The 17,937-nt window shown below is 34.3% G+C and carries 22 protein-coding genes; 5 read left to right on the forward strand and 17 right to left on the reverse strand.

Annotated elements, in window-relative coordinates:
• The 4 genes from KTQ83_RS02080 to KTQ83_RS02095 all read left to right on the forward strand — a co-directional run.
• Window positions 1-239, forward strand: a 239-nt coding sequence (locus tag KTQ83_RS02080) for an Rpn family recombination-promoting nuclease/putative transposase (protein WP_217255908.1), incomplete at its 5' end; no start/stop codon positions are given.
• Between the two features lie 185 nt (window positions 240-424).
• Window positions 425-646: a hypothetical protein gene (locus KTQ83_RS02085; protein WP_147346806.1), complete on the forward strand. Its 222-nt coding sequence runs from the start codon at window positions 425-427 to the stop codon at window positions 644-646.
• A gap of 71 nt (window positions 647-717) precedes the next feature.
• Window positions 718-2,052, forward strand: a complete 1,335-nt coding sequence (locus tag KTQ83_RS02090) for an MATE family efflux transporter (RefSeq protein ID WP_217255909.1) — start codon at window positions 718-720, stop codon at window positions 2,050-2,052.
• Window positions 2,049-3,389: an MATE family efflux transporter gene (locus tag KTQ83_RS02095; protein ID WP_244975729.1), complete on the forward strand. Its 1,341-nt coding sequence runs from the start codon at window positions 2,049-2,051 to the stop codon at window positions 3,387-3,389. The genes KTQ83_RS02090 and KTQ83_RS02095 overlap by 4 nt, the downstream gene beginning before the upstream one ends.
• 19 nt (window positions 3,390-3,408) lie before the next feature.
• On the opposite strand, the gene KTQ83_RS02100 is transcribed toward KTQ83_RS02095, so the two are convergent.
• The 3 genes from KTQ83_RS02100 to KTQ83_RS02110 all read right to left on the reverse strand — a co-directional run bounded on the left by KTQ83_RS02100 (window position 3,409) and on the right by KTQ83_RS02110 (window position 4,934).
• Window positions 3,409-4,047, reverse strand: coding sequence for a Crp/Fnr family transcriptional regulator (locus tag KTQ83_RS02100; protein ID WP_227403109.1), 639 nt, complete (start codon window positions 4,045-4,047; stop codon window positions 3,409-3,411).
• Window positions 4,048-4,211: 164 nt separating this feature from the next.
• Window positions 4,212-4,385 (reverse strand): hypothetical protein, encoded by a 174-nt coding sequence (locus KTQ83_RS02105; RefSeq protein WP_154556314.1) that lies wholly within the window; start codon window positions 4,383-4,385, stop codon window positions 4,212-4,214.
• 111 nt (window positions 4,386-4,496) lie between these two features.
• Complete coding sequence (locus KTQ83_RS02110; protein WP_117926514.1) at window positions 4,497-4,934, reverse strand: DUF3284 domain-containing protein; 438 nt, start codon at window positions 4,932-4,934, stop codon at window positions 4,497-4,499.
• Between the two features lie 52 nt (window positions 4,935-4,986).
• Between KTQ83_RS02110 and KTQ83_RS02115 the strand changes: the two genes are divergently transcribed.
• The gene (locus KTQ83_RS02115; RefSeq protein ID WP_186998604.1) at window positions 4,987-5,736 is read left to right on the forward strand and encodes a TatD family hydrolase; all 750 of its coding nucleotides are present in this window, start codon (window positions 4,987-4,989) and stop codon (window positions 5,734-5,736) included.
• A gap of 24 nt (window positions 5,737-5,760) precedes the next feature.
• On the opposite strand, the gene KTQ83_RS02120 is transcribed toward KTQ83_RS02115, so the two are convergent.
• The 14 genes from KTQ83_RS02120 to opp4C all read right to left on the reverse strand — a co-directional run bounded on the left by KTQ83_RS02120 (window position 5,761) and on the right by opp4C (window position 17,933).
• Complete coding sequence (locus KTQ83_RS02120; RefSeq protein ID WP_217255910.1) at window positions 5,761-6,123, reverse strand: Spx/MgsR family RNA polymerase-binding regulatory protein; 363 nt, start codon at window positions 6,121-6,123, stop codon at window positions 5,761-5,763.
• A complete protein-coding gene (locus KTQ83_RS02125) occupies window positions 6,116-7,072 on the reverse strand; it encodes a ribose-phosphate diphosphokinase (protein ID WP_117924530.1) in 957 nt (318 codons plus the stop codon). Before KTQ83_RS02125 ends, KTQ83_RS02120 begins: the two co-directional genes overlap by 8 nt.
• A gap of 29 nt (window positions 7,073-7,101) precedes the next feature.
• Window positions 7,102-8,103 (reverse strand): bifunctional UDP-N-acetylglucosamine diphosphorylase/glucosamine-1-phosphate N-acetyltransferase GlmU, encoded by a 1,002-nt coding sequence (locus KTQ83_RS02130; RefSeq protein ID WP_117924529.1) that lies wholly within the window; start codon window positions 8,101-8,103, stop codon window positions 7,102-7,104.
• Window positions 8,104-8,193: 90 nt separating this feature from the next.
• The gene (locus KTQ83_RS02135; RefSeq protein ID WP_217255912.1) at window positions 8,194-9,543 is read right to left on the reverse strand and encodes a hypothetical protein; all 1,350 of its coding nucleotides are present in this window, start codon (window positions 9,541-9,543) and stop codon (window positions 8,194-8,196) included.
• 27 nt (window positions 9,544-9,570) lie between these two features.
• A complete protein-coding gene (locus KTQ83_RS02140; protein WP_217285013.1) occupies window positions 9,571-10,182 on the reverse strand; it encodes a ComF family protein in 612 nt (203 codons plus the stop codon).
• Entirely contained in the window at window positions 10,179-11,090 is a 912-nt protein-coding gene (locus KTQ83_RS12610) for a helicase-related protein (protein ID WP_227402318.1), read from the reverse strand. Before KTQ83_RS12610 ends, KTQ83_RS02140 begins: the two co-directional genes overlap by 4 nt.
• Window positions 11,062-11,346 carry a hypothetical protein gene (locus tag KTQ83_RS12190; RefSeq protein WP_199519647.1) on the reverse strand — a complete coding sequence of 95 codons (285 nt, stop codon included), beginning with the start codon at window positions 11,344-11,346 and terminating at the stop codon, window positions 11,062-11,064. The genes KTQ83_RS12610 and KTQ83_RS12190 overlap by 29 nt, the downstream gene beginning before the upstream one ends.
• A gap of 38 nt (window positions 11,347-11,384) precedes the next feature.
• Entirely contained in the window at window positions 11,385-12,551 is a 1,167-nt protein-coding gene (locus KTQ83_RS02150) for an aminotransferase class I/II-fold pyridoxal phosphate-dependent enzyme (RefSeq protein WP_117924523.1), read from the reverse strand.
• Between the two features lie 217 nt (window positions 12,552-12,768).
• A complete protein-coding gene (rpmE, locus tag KTQ83_RS02155; protein ID WP_003865737.1) occupies window positions 12,769-12,978 on the reverse strand; it encodes a 50S ribosomal protein L31 in 210 nt (69 codons plus the stop codon).
• A 94-nt stretch (window positions 12,979-13,072) separates the two neighbouring features.
• On the reverse strand, window positions 13,073-14,767 hold the full coding sequence (locus KTQ83_RS02160; protein ID WP_186998601.1) for a M3 family oligoendopeptidase: 1,695 nt from the start codon (window positions 14,765-14,767) through the stop codon (window positions 13,073-13,075).
• Window positions 14,768-14,809: 42 nt separating this feature from the next.
• Window positions 14,810-15,001, reverse strand: coding sequence for a hypothetical protein (locus tag KTQ83_RS02165; protein WP_003865735.1), 192 nt, complete (start codon window positions 14,999-15,001; stop codon window positions 14,810-14,812).
• The gene (locus KTQ83_RS02170; RefSeq protein WP_117924517.1) at window positions 15,001-15,984 is read right to left on the reverse strand and encodes an ABC transporter ATP-binding protein; all 984 of its coding nucleotides are present in this window, start codon (window positions 15,982-15,984) and stop codon (window positions 15,001-15,003) included. The genes KTQ83_RS02165 and KTQ83_RS02170 overlap by 1 nt, the downstream gene beginning before the upstream one ends.
• Window positions 15,985-15,986: 2 nt before the next feature.
• Window positions 15,987-17,006 carry an ABC transporter ATP-binding protein gene (locus tag KTQ83_RS02175; RefSeq protein WP_117924515.1) on the reverse strand — a complete coding sequence of 340 codons (1,020 nt, stop codon included), beginning with the start codon at window positions 17,004-17,006 and terminating at the stop codon, window positions 15,987-15,989.
• Between the two features lie 15 nt (window positions 17,007-17,021).
• Window positions 17,022-17,933, reverse strand: coding sequence for an oligopeptide ABC transporter permease (gene opp4C / locus KTQ83_RS02180; protein ID WP_117924513.1), 912 nt, complete (start codon window positions 17,931-17,933; stop codon window positions 17,022-17,024).
• Window positions 17,934-17,937: the final 4 nt, after the last annotated feature.

Consider the following 17,937-nt stretch of genomic DNA (forward strand, 5'->3'; position numbering starts at 1 on the left):
ATATCATCAAGCGGTATGAGGGTGGTACTTATTTAGATTTGTTCGTGATTGAAAGTCAAAGCTATGTCGATCAATCCATGGTCGCAAGAGTCATGGAATATGAAAGTGTTGCTCGTATGCGTTATATTCGTCAATGCTTTAAGAAGCATGTACCTATGCATACAAGACTACCAATGATTTTAACAGTCGTCTTATATGTAGGTGAATCCAAGTGGAATGCTGCTAAAAGATTGAGCTAAACACAAATCACAAGTATAGTACAGGTGAAAAGGCAACACAGGAATTTTTGATCTATAGAAAGCAGATTTTAAAAGAAGACCTAGATTGAGAGTTTAATCGTGATGCATTGTATTTTGCGTATGTAGTGACAAAGAACTAAAAGTTATTGAGTATCTACCAGAAAAGCGAGAAAGGAGATGTAAAAGTGTGCAGAGCATTCTATGAAATGTTTGAAGAATCAACAAACAGAGGAATCCAGATGGGTATCAAGCAAGGCATTGAACAAGGTATTGAGCGTGGTGTAAAAAATACGCAAATCAAAATAGCAATTAAAATGCTTGTAAGAAATAATCAAACACTTGAAGAAATCTCTGAGATTGTTGGACTGGACTTAAATGCATTAAGAGAACTAAAAAAGAGTATTTGATGGAATGGATGTGCGATCACATCCATTCTTTTGTTTTAAAATTCTTAAAAACTTGCTAAAATATTCCCTGTATGAAAAAAAATCAGAGTGTTGACCTGCTGAATGGTCCTATTTTTAAATCATTAAGTTTATTAGCAATCCCAATCATGGCAACGTATTTTATTCAGATGGCCTATAACCTGGTTGATATGTTGTGGATTGGTTTTTTAGGTTCTGGCGCCGTTGCCAGTATTGGTGTATCTGGAAATTTCATGTATTTGGCTAACGGCCTTGTGAACATGCCTAAGATTGGATCACAAGCCTTGGTTGGACAAAGTCTTGGAGCTAATAATCAAGAACAAACAAAAAATTATATTCAGGCAGCTTTTCAAAGTTCCTTATTTTTTGCCCTTATATATGGAATTATTATTATTGTTTTTCAAAAGTATTTAATTCAATTATTTAATTTATCAGATCCTGCTATTATTCAAGATGCTCAGAATTATTTATGGATTACATGTGGCTTTATTGTATTCTCTTTTGTGAATCAGATTTTTACCGGAATCCTTACGGCTGCCGGTCATTCAAAAAGCACTTTTATAGCCACAACAACCGGTCTAGTATTAAATTTAATTTTTGACCCTGTACTCATCTTCGTATTCAATCTTAGAGTCATCGGTGCGGCTCTCGCAACAATTCTTGCTCAAATCATTGTTACTTTGGTCTTTTTATATAACGCAAAAAATCTTGATCTATTTAGAAATATCCGTATCTTGTCAAAACCAGAATTGAATCATATTTCTGAAATATTAAAAATAGGATTTCCATCCTCTGTGCAAAGCATGTTATTTACATGTATTTCTATGTACATTGCACGCCTAATCTCAAGTTTTGGAGCTATCAGTGTTGCCGTACAAAAAGTAGGCTCGCAAATTGAATCTATCTCATGGATGGCAGCTGATGGATTCAGCGCATCCATCAATGCGTTCACTTCGCAAAATTATGGTGCAAAAAACTATGATCGTGTAAAGCAAGGTTATAAAACTGGCATGCTAGTGGTTGGATTATGGGGATTATTAACAACAGCCGTTTTAATTTTCCTTCCTGGACCGATATTCTCATGTTTCATCCATGAAACAAATATCCTTCCTTATGGAATTGACTATCTAATTATACTTGGATATTCCCAACTATTTATGTGCATAGAAATAGCTACACAAGGTGCTTTTAATGGACTTGGTAAAACTCTGCCACCTAGTATTGTATCCATTATATTCACATCTACGAGAATTCCTATGGCCATTCTGCTATCTCACTATTTAGGAGTAAATGGAGTATGGTGGGCCATTTCAATTTCAAGCATTATTAAAGGAACTATTTTAGTAATCTGGTTTATATTATATTCAAAAAGGAGGCTGATCTCATGAAAAATCATTCACTAACGCAAGGAAGCATCGCAAAAGGACTCCTTTTCTTTGTGATTCCACTTTTCTTTTCTAATCTATTTCAACAACTCTACAATACAATCGATACATTATTAGTTGGTCATTTCTTAGGCGACAATGCTCTAGCCGCAATGGGTGCTACTGCCGCTATCTTTGAATTGATTGTTCAGTTTTCCAACGGATGTGGAACAGGATTTAGTATTGTTACAGCAAGATATTATGGTTCTAAAAATGAAAATGAACTAAAGAAAAGCGTTGCAGCATCTCTAATTTTAGGATTGATCATCTCCATTGTGATCACAATCGTTTCCTATGTTTCGATGCCATATCTATTAACAATTCTAAAGACTCCCAAAAGTATTTATCACGATTCATTAAACTACATTCGATGCATATCTGCCTTTTTAATCATCACCATGTTCTACAATTTAGGTGCCGGTATGTTACGAGCTATTGGCGATAGCCTAAGACCATTGATTGTACTTTTCTGCTCATCTATTATAAATATTGCGCTTGATATTGTATGTATCACAATACTCGATATGGGTGTATTTGGCGCAGCTGTAGCTACTGTTATTGCCCAAGTCATTTCAACTATAATTTGTTTCTTTTTAATTTTGCGAAAAGCTAAAATTTTGATGCCTAGAAAAGAACATTTCCAAATTAAATCTTATATGATCAATGATTTGTTGGGACAAGGCTTTTCGATGGGGTTTATGTTTTCAATCGTATCCATTGGAACCATCATTCTTCAATCTGGAATCAACAGTCTAGGCACTCAAATCATTACAGCCCATACGGCTGCTCGAAAATTAATCTCGTTATTTTGTCTGCCTCTTTCTACATTGGCAGCCTCAATGGCAACGTTTGTCTCTCAAAACAAGGGAGCTCAAAATTATGAGCGAATTATAAAAGGGGTTCGTCTTTCAAACATCTGCGGTATTATATATCCCATCTTTTTAAGTATACTTATTTATTTTACAGCTGAAAATCTAGTCCACCTTTTATCTGGATCCAACACGCATGCCGTACTACAAAATGGCGCCATGTATCTAAAAATCAATATTCCATTTTTCATAGTATTAAGTATACTATTGAATTTAAGAAATGCGATTCAAGGCTTTGGATATAAAATAACACCTTTATTCTCTAGTATAATTGAACTCATTGGAAAAATTGTCTTTACATTATTTTTAGTTCCTACATTTAAATATTTAGGTGTATGCTTTTGCGAACCCATTATTTGGTGTTTAATGGCAAGCCAATTAATCTATTCATATCAAAAAATCATAAAACCATTTAAAGCGCAGAATTATTAACTCTGCGCTTTGTTTTGTATTATGCTTGTACAAATTGTTTTAAATAATCTACGTCTAAAATTAAAATCTTCTGATAGACCATCGAGATTACATTTTGCTCACGTAACCCTCTTAAAATACGATTTACACTATTTCTAGTAGAAATACCGCAGAATCCTGCAATATCATCGTTTGTCACTTGGAAATCAATTAAAATACCCTTTTTTACTTTTCTTCCGAATATAGGAATCAATTGATAGATAAAAGCACACACTGCTCCATTTTTACCATTCATAGTCATAAGTTGTTGTCTAAAAATAGCTTCCGTTAATTTAGTACGATAATATGAATTCACATACTCTTTTAACTCTGGATCTTGATTTACAAAATCCCAGAATAACACTCTTGGAATACGATAAAAAGTAGCCGTTTCACTCTCAATACGAACGTTAAATGGAGCCGATGTATATTGACTTACTTCATCTTTTAATAATGAAATAATATCTGGTCCTTTAATATAAGAAATATTAAATTCTCTTCCATCACGCAAAATTATACTAGTCTTAACAATACCTTCTTTTAACACGTACGTATCTTGTTGTTCTAAACCATAATACGTTAAATATGTGTGTCTTTTTTTTGTGATTGTAGGTACTTCTTTTTCTTCAAGAAATTTCACCAAATAATTGCTGACCATAAGTTACCCTTTCTCTTTCAGTTAACTCAGTATAACATACTCCACAAAAATTATAGGTAACATATGTTATTATCAATGATCTTCAAATTTTAAATAAAAAAGATCCACCGCCCAAATAATGCTTACTGTTAAAACTTTTTTCATTATTATTTCTGATGTTTTGAACAAATCGCAACTCCAACACCGATTGTTGCCATACAAATAACTGAGAACCAACCAGTGTGAGTAAATACTTGGTTGCTAGAACCAATTCCTGCTGCATATAGAGGCATTGGAACAAATAACAATGATGCCCCCGCTAAATAACCTAACTTTTTCATATCCAATTCCTCCTTCTTTTGTTGGGTTAAAGCTTTTCTATACCAATCTTATAACGCATATAAACAAAAAAAGAAACCAAGATGGAAAACTTGGTTTCTATTCTGGTATAATCAGTTCTTGTTATTTCTTTCATTTAAAATAAACTTTTCAACCTCTTTAAACATTTTCTTTGATTTTTTAGCCGACTGTTTTTCTGCCATTTTTTGTCTCCAAACAGGAATTTCCTTTGGAGAAACATTTTCGTAAATTTCTTCATAAGTCACTTTGATTTTTGATTCATTTAAAGATTCAATCTTATAAGAAATAGTTGTATGGTCGATTGCCGTGACAAACGTTGCTTCATACAATGTATTCGGAATCAACCTTTTAATATGCACAGTAATTTCTGAGCCGATTCCTTTTCTTTGAGCTGATTTCTTTTTATATTTTAACCCTTCTTTTAATTCTAAATTTTTCTTCGTGACATTTTTAACTTCTTCTTTTAAAGATTTCATCATCAAATCATAAAACTCTTTATCACTTACATTTAATTCCATGCTAATTTTCATATTGCACCTCTTTTAACACAATTATATACTATTTTAAGAAAGAAGGTTAGTTATGTATACAGATAGTCATTGTCACATCACTTGTGATCGTTTATATAGTCGAATTGACGAGATCATTGAAAATATCAAAGCTAAAAATCTTACTTCATGCATGATCATGTGCACAAGTCCTGAAGAATTAGAACGTGCGAAAAAGGTAAAAGAAAAATATCCATTTTTTAAAATTGCCTTTGGATGGTTTCCAAGTGATGCCAAAGAAGTTGCAGATAAAGAAATTCAGTATCTCATTGATCAAACGCCTTATTTAGATTGCTTAGGAGAAATTGGATTGGATTACTATTGGGATACAAGTTTTAATGATTTACAAAAAGAGCTATTTATCAAGCAGATTCAAATTGCGAATGAACACAATCTTCCTATTTCTATTCATATGCGCGAATCCACAAAAGACTGCATGGATATTTTAAAACAATACGCAAAGACAAAAATTATTTTCCATTGCTTCAGCGGAAGTAAAGAAACTATGATGGAATGTTTAAAAATGAATTCTATGATTTCGTTTGCCGGACCTATCACATTCAAAAATGCTAGACAAGCCCCTGAATGTATTTCAGCATGTCCTATTGATCGAATCATCACAGAAACGGATTCTCCTTATTTAACACCTGTTCCTTATCGTGGAAAAGAAAATGAACCTATGTATGTGGAATATGTCGCAAAGAAGATTTGTGAAATCAAACAACTTGATGAAGCAAGTGCATGTAGACAAATTGAAGAGAACTTCAATTCCGTTTTTGATTAAATAAAGACCTGTCGATAGACAGGTCTATTTATGTAAGTTTTCGTATTCTGATACTTTGTTTCCTATGATAATGATATCTCCTTGGATCACAATCGGTCTTTTTACTAACATACCATTTGAGGCAAGTAATTCAATCAATTGTTCTTCTGTATATGTTTCGCGTTTTTCTTTTACATTTAATTCACGATACAACATACCACTTGTATTGAACAATTTTTTTAATTCCACACCACGATCAATCCAACTTTGAATCTCTTCTTTTGTTGGATTATCTTCTTTAATATTTCGATATGTAGCTTCAATACCCAAATCTTGTAGAGATTTATATGCCTTTTTACAAGTTGAACAAGGAGGATAGCCAATAAACAATGTTTCCATATTAGTCATCAAATGCGTGTGCTAATACTTCTGATAATGAAGAATTTTCTTCAACTGCATGAATCAATCCAGCTAACAATGGTGCCATTGAAAGAACAGTCATTTCTGGATAATTTTTTTGGTTTTCTGTTTGATCAATTGTATTTGTACAAACGAATCCAGTTAACTTAGCAGCTTTTAAACGATCGATAGCAGGTCCTGAAAGGATACCATGTGAACATGAAGCATAAACCGCTTTAGCTCCCTTGTCTTTCAACATTTTGATACCAGCAGTTAATGTACCAGCTGTATCTACCATGTCATCGATGATGATTGCAGTTTTACCATCAACATCACCAATTAGGTTCATAGCTTCAGCTACATTTGGTTTAGGACGACGTTTGTCGATGATTGCGATAGGTGCACCTAATGCATTTGCTAAGTTACGAGCACGTACAGCTCCACCGTGATCAGGAGATACAACTACGATTTCACCTAATCCTTCTTGGTGTTTGAAGTAATCAGCAATCAATCCATTCGCAGTAATATCGTCTGCTGGAATATCGAAGAATCCTTGAATCTGAGTAGCGTGTAAGTCAACTGTAACTACGCGATCAGCTCCAGCTCTTTCTAATAAACTAGCAACTAATTTAGAAGTGATTGGTTGACGAGGTTTCGCTTTACGATCCTGACGAGCATATCCAAAATATGGAATGATAGCCGTAATGCTTGCAGCACTTGCACGTTTACATGCATCAATACCAATTAAAATTTCCATTAAATTTGAGTTTACAGGTTTATTTGTACTTTGTACAAAATATACGTGTTTTCCACGAACAGATTCTCCAAGTTCTACTAAGATTTCTCCATCCGCAAAGTGTTTAACTTCACATTTACCTAATTCCAATCCTAATTCTTTACAAATATCTTCTGCTAAACCAACGCTAGATGATAAAGCAAATACAATAGTGTTTTTCATGATTTATCCTTTCTCATACCCTATCAGGTTTATTTTATGGTTTTATTATTGCTTACATAAGACATAGGCCCTACAACAGAACCTTCTTCTATGCAAGAATTGACGACTTTACTTGAATCTACAATTGCACGATCTTCAATTTTCGAATTATTCAAATAAGAACCTGGTAAAATCTCAACGAAATCACCGATTTCTGTATGTCCAAGAATTTCAACATTTGGATGAATAATTACATCATGTCCAATCGTTACATCTTTTCCAATAACTGTTCGCAATGGGTCTACAATCTGTACCCCTTCTTTCATCCAGTTATTGTTGATTCGATTGCGCATCCATTCATACGCTTTATGTAATTCTACACAATCATTGATTCCCATGACTTCATCACGGTCTTCAACTACCAACCCCTTAACAACCTTTCCTTGATTTGCCAAAATCTTAACCAAGTCTGTTAAGTAATACTCGTGTTGAGCATTATTTGTTGTTAATTTATCAAGATTGTCAAATAAATCTCTGTTCTTGAAACAATACATACCTGCGTTGATTTCACAAATTTGTTTTTGTTCTTCTGTACAATCCTTTGCCTCTACAATCGCTTGAACATGACTATTTTCATCACGAACAATACGACCATAATGAGCTCCATCATCCAATACAGAAGTTAATAGAGTTAATGATGCATCTTGATTGGTTTGGAATAGTTTTTCCAATGTCTCAGGCTGAATACATGGTCCGTCTCCATTAATAATCAATGTATCCCCATCTTCATCCTTTAATTGTGTAGCTTGCATAACCGCATGACCTGTCCCCAATTGTGGTTGCTGCAAAGCAAATTCAACATCTGGAAAAGCTTCTTTGATACTTTCAGCCTGATATCCGACAATCACTACAATTCTTTCTACAGATACCGCTCTTAAAGCATCAATAATGTAAGCCAACATTGAACGATCAATAATCGTATGCATTACTTTGCTACGATCTGATTTCATTCGAGTTCCTTTTCCTGCCGCCAGAACAATCGCATTACGCATATTTTCACCTGACTTTCCGTATATATTCTAACAAAAATCACAAGACATTAAAAGGTCACACAAAGAAAAAGACAATACATTTTGTATTGTCTAATCTAATTGATTCAATTGATTTTGATAATCATTGATTTGTGAATTCAATGAATCTACTTTTGATTGTGCATCTGTTACATCTGAATTTGCACTATCCAATTTCGTCTTCGCTGATTTTAACTTATTCTGTAAAGAAGAAGTATCCGAATTCTTTTGTGCAGCACTTAATGCCGTTTTTGCATCAGCCAAAGCCGATTTTGTTGTGTTTACATTATCAACCAATCCCTGATGTTCAGCATATAATTGCTGTAACTCTGTATATTGATCTTGCGTCAATTCGCTATTTGGAATTTGCTCCAATTCACTGCGACGATTCTCACATACCTGTAGCGCACTTTGTGCATTATCGTAATCCGCTTGTGCACTAATTACAGCACTTTGAGCATCACTTACACTGCCACCTGCGGAATCAATCTGAGACTGTAATGAATCGACATCACTTTGAGCTGAAGACTGTGCATTCTGCGCATTTTCTAATTCTGATTGTGCACTCAACAACTGCTTTTTAAGATCATTGATTTTTTGTTTCAACTGCGCTTTCTTTTCAGCAATTTCAGTGTTGTTGTTGTCTTTTTTCGTACTTGTCTTCTTATTTGCACTCGCAAGTAATTCATTGAAAGTTTTACCGGTAACCTCTTCTAAAATTTCATCAATCTTCTCTCTTTGTTTACGCGTTAAACTGTTATATTTACTTTCAAAACCAATAATTTTCTTTTGGTCACTTGAAGATAAATCATCATAGTTGTTTGCAAAATCTAATAATTCCTGGTAATTCTTCTTTTGAACCTCCGATGTTTTTTCATCAGAACTAGACAATCCACCAGTCATTAGTTTCATGCCACCAAATATCAATAATGAAACCAACAATACACCTACAACACCTAAGGCAACATACATTCCAGTTTTAGAATGGCTCTTTTTTGGTGCTGATTTCTTTTTGCTCGGCTCTTTTTTCTTGTTGATTACTTCTCTTTTTAATTGAGGACCCTTACCCTCCTCTAATAAAGACTGAATTTCATCATCATCAATCACAACAGTTTGATTTGTAGAATCTGCTTCCTGTTTTAAATCATCCGCATTCCACATTACTGTACGAGTTGCAGAAAGATCTTCTTTTGACTCATTTAAATCCTTTGATCCAACCACAAACGTATCTCCTAGTGAAGGTTCCTCTTTTTTTGCTTGAAACGGAATTTCCGGTTCAGGTTTATGTTTTTCTACTCGACTACGAGTTTGATTCTTTGTGAATTGATCCATTTTTTGTTCTAACGTATCTTCCTCGTTTGTTTGAAATGAATCTAATAATTGAGAAATCTCATCATTCTCATTCTTTCTTTTCTTATCCATAGCTTCTATCGCCCCTTTTAGAATATTTTACCAAAACCCCTTTGATTTGACCACTATGTTTTCTTGATTTGCCAAAATCCAAAGTGGATGTGCCGCTAAAACAAACATGCAGTCCGGATGGATCAACTGCTTTGCGGCCAATAGTGTGCTTCCAGTTGTACAAACATCATCCACCAACAATATTTTCTTTTTAGGCAATGGATACAATTGTTTCAAACCCAATACATTCTTAATTTGTGATCTTTGCAATTTTGTTGCTGAAGACTGCTTTATATCCTTCTTTTTGTAGAAAGGAGAATGAACAAAAACATCTAACGACGAATACATATCAATAGCTGGTTCAAATCCCCTTTCCATACGTTTTGCATCACTACTGCATAAAGTACAGACACAATATTTTTTAAAGATCTTCTTTAAACATAAGTGTTCACACAAAAAAACATCTTTTAATACAACATCCCTTTGTTCCTTATACTGAAAAAACAACCTCTCTAAAAACTCATCATACTCATAGAGAACATATAAAGGGATACCATCTATATTATAGACTTGTTTATGTAGCTTGAAATTTTTTGAACAATCCGGACATATCAAAAGATCATTATAAAAGAAAATCTCAAAATTGCGAATTGCACTCATTTTTTTGTGGCAACATAAACAGTATCGTTCATCTTCGTAATTTGACTCACACAATCTTTGATAGATTCGCTTGAAGCTTGACATAAACACACACCCTTTCCCTCTGGATCTTTAAAACTTCGTCCCACACGTCCAAAAATCTGAATAAGACTGGCCGTGGTAAAGACTGAATGATCTCCTTTAAAAACAACAACTTGAACGCTTGGAATCGTGATTCCTCTTTCTAATAGTGTGGTACAAACTAGTGCACTCAATTCTTTATTGCGAAAACAATCTAAAATTTCATCTTTATTTTGTGTAGAAGAATGAATAAAATCTGTCTTCACAAACACATTAAGAATCAGCTTCATCCACTTTCCATCTTTTTTTCGAGGGACAAAAACTAATGTTTGTTTTCCCTCTTTTTGGAATTTTATGCACAAATAAATTACAATCCATACTTGAATTAAAATAGATACCTGTATCACTTTAGGCACAATCAACGGGTGTTTATGTGGCCTTTCAAACAAACACACAAGCTCTATTTTATTTTGTTTCACAAGTTCCATACTCTCTTTGTCTGGTGTTGCACTCAACATTAGTTTTTGTCCAATACACGCCTGATTAGCTATGGCCTGAAGCACTTCGTTGCCCACAAAAGGAAAGGCATCTAACTCATCTAAAATTAATAAATCAAAGGCATATGGATAACGATACAACTGGTGTGTAGTACATACAATAAGGTCTGCATCTGTAACTTGGGTATATCCTTGAGCCACTTCACATACACTTAATTCAGGAAACGCTATCCGCAAACGATTTGCGATTTCAAGAACAACCTGTCTTCGACTGATTGCAAACCCTACTTTCTTTCCTTGTGCTAAATATCCACAGATACTTTCAAAACAAATTTCTGTTTTGCCTGGCACCTGTACTGGCGTAAAGTATTACGTCTTTTCCTTTACTTAAATGTTGATATACTTCGTGACTTGCACATTTTTGCGAAGCAGTGAGTTCATAATCAAGTTTAGGTTTACCCTTCCACGTTCTATGCTTCAATTTAACCGGATTTATTTTTTCATTAACCTCCAACCTAGAAAAATCAATGCATTTACGACAATAATAAACTCCATGATCATACGCAAATAATTTAGGATCTTCATTTTGACATCGATTACACTTCATATACTCTTATACGAAAAAAAAGCGCAAATTTTTGCACTTTACTTAAAAATTTCAGATTTTTTTATTCTTTCTGCCGCTTTTTGGATATCCTCAATATCTTGAACAAGAGCTAAACGCACATATCTAGTACCATGAACGCCAAAAGCCTGGCCAGGTGTAACGACAACACCTGTTTTTTCCATCAAATCTTTTGTGAAGGCATATGAATCTTCATATTGATCTGGAATTCTTGCCCATACGAACATTGTTGCAGGACTCTTATCAATATGCCATCCTACTTCATTAAATGCTTCACATATAGCATCTCTTCGATCTTGATAAGCCTGACAAGTTGAGTGAATGCTTGCGCCTCCATGTCTTAGTGCTTCAATACCTGCATATTGTATAGGTAAGAAGATTCCATAATCCATATTTGATTTAAGGGTATTATAACAATCAATCACTTCTTTATTACCAACACACACACCAAGTCTTGCACCAGCCATTCCATATGTTTTCGAGAAAGAATTTAATTCAATTCCTATTTCTTTAGCTCCTTCAAAAGATAAGAAACTCTTTCCAACTTTACCATCGAATACAAGTTCACTATATGCATTATCATGTAAAACTACAATATCATATTTCTTTGCAAACTGAATCAACTCTTCATAGAATGAATCTGGTGCTATAGCACAAGTTGGATTGTTTGGATAAGATACAATCATAATCTTCGCTTTTTTCGCAATTTCTTCATCAATTTGATCCAATTGAATGACATAGTTATTCTCTTGCAACAAAGGCATATATTCAACTTTAGCCCCTGCAATCTTTGGCCCATCACTAAAAATTGGGTAATAAGGGTCAGGCACCAATACAATATCACCTGGATCACACATAGCTAAAAACAATGTGCTTAAAGCTTCTTGAGATCCTTGTAGACAGATCATTTCATCATATGTTAGCTCTACATTATAACGGTTCTTATACCAATCGTGGATTGCTGATTTCATTTCAGGTAATTCATTGATCGCATACTTATAGTTTTCTGGAACCATAATTGATTCTTGCAGTACCTTCATAATGGATGGTTCAGGCGCAATATTTGGCGATCCAACTGAAAAATCAATTGTTTCATTTCCTGTTCTTTGTGTATAATCCAGCTTCATATTTTTCAATTCTGTAAATATAGAAGATTGAAATACATCCATTCTTTTAGCTCTTTTCACTTTAATACACCTCACTATTTTTAATTTATTTTCTTTATTATAAACGTAGCAATAGAAGTTTTCAAATACCACAGTTATTCTCGTGTAAATTTGATAATTTTAATATAACCGAGCAAGCTTGAAACGTCTATTTTAAAGTATATTTAATTTTTAATAACGATTTTTTTATAACCAAAATAAAAAAAACAGTGCCATTTCTGACACTGTCATTATATTACTACTTCAAACCATATTTCTTGTTAAATTTCTCAATACGTCCCTGAGCAGCAGCGAAACGTTGACGACCTGTGAAGAATGGGTGGCAGTTACTGCAAGTATCTACACGTAATTCATCACCTTTGATTGTACTACCTGTTTCGAATTCTGCACCACAAGATGTACAGATACATTTAACTTTATGATAATTAGGATGAATTCCTTGTTTCATATTGATGTATCCTCCTTCCGCCTTAAGTCATATTGACCCAAAGTAAGTGCTATACAATTATAGCAAGCCTTTTTTCAAATCGCAAGATGTTTTTTTAAAATTGTGAATCGTCTGCTTTTTCAAACCATTCGCGAACCAATTGAACAGTATCTTTTAAGCATCCTGATTCAAAAGGAACCTTTAATCCTGCTTCTTTTACAATTTTTCTGAATGGCAATGTTCCACCAATCTTACAAATGTGTTTGTAATCTTCAAAAGCCTTTTCATCATTCTTTTGAATACGAGCCCAGAACTGCAACGCGCATACTTGAGCTAATGTGTAATCAATATAATAGAATGGATCCATGAAAATGTGAAGCTGGCGCATCCACCATCCACCTTTTTCTAGAATATCAATACCTTCATAGTTTTTATGAGGCAAGTATTGTTTTTCCAACTTTCTCCAAGTAGCCAATCTTTCTTCACAAGACATTTCTGGTTTTTCATATACTTCATGCTGGAAGTGATCTACTAAAACTCCATAAGGTAAGAACTTAACAGCTCCTGACAAATGATTGAAATAATATTTATCTACATCTTCTTCAAAGAAAGATTTCATCCATGGATATGTAAAGAATTCCATAGACATAGAGTGGATTTCACAAGATTCATAAGTAGGCCATACACAATCGATTGGGAAAATATCCTTACTTGAATACACTTGGAAAGCATGTCCTGCTTCATGTGTTAGTACTTCAGCATCATGGCTAGTCTGATTAAAGTTTGCGAAGATAAATGGAGATTGATAATTTGGAATGAATGTACAATATCCACCAGCTGCTTTACCAGGCTTTGAATCTAGATCTAATAATTCTCTTTCTGTCATAAATTCAAAGAATTCACCTGTTTTAGGATCTAGTTCTTGATACATCTTTAATGCACGTTTAACTAACTCTTCACGAATATATTTAGGGGCTGGATTTCCTGAAGTGAATTCAAACTTTTCATCCCAAGCATGCAAAGTATCATAACCCAAACGTTTTTGTTGACGAGCATACAACTCATTATCTAAAGGAACAACATCTTCTAATACTTGTTTACGATAGTTTTCTACATCATTTTTATTGTAGTCAAAACGCATCATGCGATAGTAACCAAGTTCAATATAGTTTTCATATCCTAATTTTTTAGCCATACGCGTACGCACTTGCACTAATTGATCATAAACTTCACCGATTTCTTTAGCATGTTCGTCATACCATCCCCAATAGGCTTGCATTGCACGTTTACGAGTATCTCTATCTTTATCATTTGTCTTTACTTCTAAAGCAGCAAGAGTATATGTTTCACCATCAAACTCAATTTGTGCACTCGCAATGATTGCTTGGTATTTAGAAGCTAATTTATTTTCTTCTTGCATTTCAGGAATGATAATTGGATCAAATGATTTTTCTTCCATTTCTCTTTGTAAGAAATATGTTTCCGGTACTTCTTTCTTTAATTCAGATACAAAAGAACTTTCCATTACAGCCTTATTACAATTCACAATATCTTCCTTTAATACTGGAAGCATTTCATTTAAAAAGTCATTTTCTTTTGTATAATATTCATCTCTTGTATCTACTGTATGACGCACTTCAACAAGAGTCTGATTAGTATTGATATATTTATTTACGTCATTCAATTCAATAAACGCATTTTTAAAATCATCATAAGAAGCTGCATTCTGTAATTTTGTACAAATCGCCTTTAATTGTGCCTGCAAAGCTTCAATATCCATATGTTCATATTTATAATCTGTAAATTTCATATCTTTCTCCTAAAAAAATAGAGAAGCCGAAAGCTTCTCGTATTATGCAAAGATGGCATTCCAACCAAAAATTAATAGCGCTAAAATAACAATGGCACCTAATAAAATTGGCCAGAATGTACTACTAGCTGCAATTAATAAGGCTAGAAAATCCCCTTTTTCAAGACGATCTTCTTTACCTTTTTGTTTATCTTTTTTTTCTAACATCTCACGCATAGATGGGCGCTTAGACATTAGAATTCACCTCCAAAGTGACACTTAACAAAGTGATTTGGCTTAACCTCTTTTGTTGCTGGTTCTTGTTCACGACAAATGTCTTTCGCAAATGGGCAACGAGGGTTGAATTTACATCCCTTAGGAATGTTTACGTTACTTGGAATTTCACCTTGAATCACTTGCATTTCTTTACGTTTTGTAGGGTCTGGTAAAGGAATTGCACCAATCAACGCTCTTGTATAAGGGTGTTGAGGGTTAGAGTATATTTCATTCTTATCTGCAAGTTCCATCATACTACCTAAATACATTACACCTACACGGTCAGAAATATGTTTTACAACTGACAAGTCGTGTGAAATGAAGATATAAGAAATGTTCTTTTCTTCTTGCATATCTTTCATTAAGTTGATGATTTGTGATTGGATAGAAACGTCCAATGCACTTACTGGTTCATCACAAATAATGAAGCTTGGATCTAATGCTAAAGAACGTGCGATACCAATACGTTGTCTTTGTCCACCTGAGAATTGGTGAGGATAACGATAGCAATAGTAGCTTGGCAAACCACAACGGTCCATTAGGTTTTTAACATATGCATCTAGTTCTGGACCTCGTTTGAATTTTCCGTGAGCAATCAATGGTTCAGCCAAAATATTGAATACAGTCATACGTGGATTCAATGAAGAATATGGATCCTGGAAGATAAACTGCATTTCTTCACGTAAAGCACGCATTTCTTTACGAGATTTCTTCGCTACATCTTCACCTTCGAAGATTACCTCTCCGCTTGTTGGTTCATAAAGACGAATGATTGTACGACCTAAAGTAGATTTACCACATCCTGATTCACCTACTAGACCTAATGTTTCACCTTCGTATAAGTCGAAAGTAATATCATCTACGGCCTTAACACATGGATCACCATCTTTATATTTTCCTTTTTTTAGAGGGAAGTATTTTTTTAAGTGTTTTACTTCAAGAATTTTTCTTTTTTCTGCCATGACTATCCCTCCTGTTTCATTTCTTCTTCAACTTTGAAGCACCATACGTGGTGACGTGATTTAACTTTTGTATCTACTGGTTGACCTTCTTTACAACGATCTGTTACATATGGACAACGATCTGCAAAGTAGCATCCTTTTGGTAAATACAATGGGTTAGGTACACTACCTTCAATTGTATTTAATCGTTTTCCTTCTTCTGCTAATGAAGGCATTGAATTCATTAATCCAATTGTATATGGGTGTTTAGGGTTGTTGAACAATTCTTCTACTGGAGCTGTTTCAACAACTTTACCTGCATACATAACGTTAACGTTATCAGCAACCTGAGCAACTACACCTAAGTCGTGTGTGATCAACATGATAGATGTACCTGTTTCATTCTTTAATCTGTTCATTAAAGAAAGAATCTGAGCCTGAATTGTAACATCTAGAGCTGTTGTAGGTTCATCGGCAATCAATAATTTTGGATGACAAGATAAAGCCATCGCAATCATAACACGCTGACACATACCACCTGATAATTGGAATGGATAGTTATCAACAACTTTTTCTGGACGAGAAATACCAACCTCTGCCAACAAATCAATTGCGCGTTGTTTAGCTTCTTCTTTAGAAACTTCTTCGTGCGTCAAAATGTTTTCCATAATCTGATCCCCAACTGTAATAACTGGGTTCAAACTTGACATTGGTTCCTGGAAAATCATAGAGATTTCGTTACCACGAATGTGACGAATTTGTTCATCTGTAGCTGTAGCTAAGTTTAAACCATCTTCATCACGGTCCACATTTCCCATATATACGATTTTTGATCCAGGCATAATTTCTCCTGGTTCACTTACTAAGCCTAAAATAGACATGGCAGTTACTGATTTACCACAACCTGATTCACCTACAATCGCAAGTGTTTCATTTTCATACATTGTAAAGTGGTTTCCATCAACTGCTTTTGAATCACCTTTTTTTGTATGGAAGTATACACGAAGGTCTTCCACTTTAATTACTTTTTTATTTACAGACATTGTGTATCCTCCTTACTACTGTAATTCTTTAGGGTCGAATGCATCACGCAATCCTTCACCAATCAAGTTGATTGAGATTACAGTTAACAAACACATTAAACCTGCAGGCATCCATTCCCAAGGATAGTTTTGGAACACGTAAGAATCACGCGCTAAGTTCATTAAGTTACCCCAAGAAGGAGTTGGTGCAGTCACACCCATACCTAAGAATGATAAACCAGCCTCAGTCAAAATAGCACTTGCCATTTGTAGTGTAGCATTTACGATTACTAAAGAAATAACGTTTGGAAGTAAGTGTTTAAAGATTTTTGAGAAATCTGAAATACCCAAAGCTTCACAAGCTTGCATAAATTCTTGTTCACGCAAAGTCAAAATCTGTCCACGAACCAAACGTGCTAGTCCTGGCCATGATAACAAACCAATTAATAATGATACAGTATACATTTTTTGACTTTGTGGAACCCACAACATAGTTGAGGCAACCGCAATAATCATTGGTGTAAATGGCAATGAATAAACGATTTCTGCAAAACGCATTAATACGTTATCTAATTTTCCACCATAATATCCTGAAATGCCACCAATTGTACATCCTAAGATGACAGTAATAACAGCAGCAATAATACCAACCATGATAGAGATTCGTCCACCTAAGAATAAACGGAATAAGCAGTCACGACCTTGTTTATCTGTACCTAATAAGTGTTCTCCTCCTGGAGCTAAATTAGGATTTGATAAATCATAGTCATTAACGCTATATCCAAGCATTGGTGGTATAACAATAACAGCAACAACAATTAATACAAAAATAATCAAACCAGCCATGGCAACACGGTTTTGTTTGAACTTACGCCATGCTATGGTCCAAGGACCTATAGATTCGATTTTTTCGCCAGATTCTAATACTACAGCATTTTTTTTAGCCATCTAT

The sequence above is a fragment of the Holdemanella porci genome (assembly GCF_019052655.1).
GTDB lineage: Bacteria > Bacillota_I > Bacilli_A > Erysipelotrichales > Erysipelotrichaceae > Holdemanella > Holdemanella hominis.

Coding starts and splice junctions, on each gene's coding strand:
- opp4C (WP_117924513.1), bottom strand. CDS start 17,933: ATGGCTAAAAAAAATGCTGTAGTATTAGAATCTGGCGAAAAAATCGAA.
- KTQ83_RS12190 (WP_199519647.1), bottom strand. CDS start 11,346: ATGAAGTGTAATCGATGTCAAAATGAAGATCCTAAATTATTTGCGTAT.
- KTQ83_RS02115 (WP_186998604.1), top strand. CDS start 4,987: ATGTATACAGATAGTCATTGTCACATCACTTGTGATCGTTTATATAGT.
- KTQ83_RS02110 (WP_117926514.1), bottom strand. CDS start 4,934: ATGAAAATTAGCATGGAATTAAATGTAAGTGATAAAGAGTTTTATGAT.
- KTQ83_RS02095 (WP_244975729.1), top strand. CDS start 2,049: ATGAAAAATCATTCACTAACGCAAGGAAGCATCGCAAAAGGACTCCTT.
- KTQ83_RS02135 (WP_217255912.1), bottom strand. CDS start 9,543: ATGGATAAGAAAAGAAAGAATGAGAATGATGAGATTTCTCAATTATTA.
- KTQ83_RS02160 (WP_186998601.1), bottom strand. CDS start 14,767: ATGAAATTTACAGATTATAAATATGAACATATGGATATTGAAGCTTTG.
- KTQ83_RS02170 (WP_117924517.1), bottom strand. CDS start 15,984: ATGGCAGAAAAAAGAAAAATTCTTGAAGTAAAACACTTAAAAAAATAC.
- rpmE (WP_003865737.1), bottom strand. CDS start 12,978: ATGAAACAAGGAATTCATCCTAATTATCATAAAGTTAAATGTATCTGT.
- KTQ83_RS02125 (WP_117924530.1), bottom strand. CDS start 7,072: ATGAAAAACACTATTGTATTTGCTTTATCATCTAGCGTTGGTTTAGCA.
- KTQ83_RS02165 (WP_003865735.1), bottom strand. CDS start 15,001: ATGTCTAAGCGCCCATCTATGCGTGAGATGTTAGAAAAAAAAGATAAA.
- KTQ83_RS02090 (WP_217255909.1), top strand. CDS start 718: ATGAAAAAAAATCAGAGTGTTGACCTGCTGAATGGTCCTATTTTTAAA.
- KTQ83_RS02140 (WP_217285013.1), bottom strand. CDS start 10,182: ATGAGTGCAATTCGCAATTTTGAGATTTTCTTTTATAATGATCTTTTG.
- KTQ83_RS02175 (WP_117924515.1), bottom strand. CDS start 17,006: ATGTCTGTAAATAAAAAAGTAATTAAAGTGGAAGACCTTCGTGTATAC.
- KTQ83_RS02105 (WP_154556314.1), bottom strand. CDS start 4,385: ATGAAAAAGTTAGGTTATTTAGCGGGGGCATCATTGTTATTTGTTCCA.
- KTQ83_RS02130 (WP_117924529.1), bottom strand. CDS start 8,103: ATGCGTAATGCGATTGTTCTGGCGGCAGGAAAAGGAACTCGAATGAAA.
- KTQ83_RS02120 (WP_217255910.1), bottom strand. CDS start 6,123: ATGACTAATATGGAAACATTGTTTATTGGCTATCCTCCTTGTTCAACT.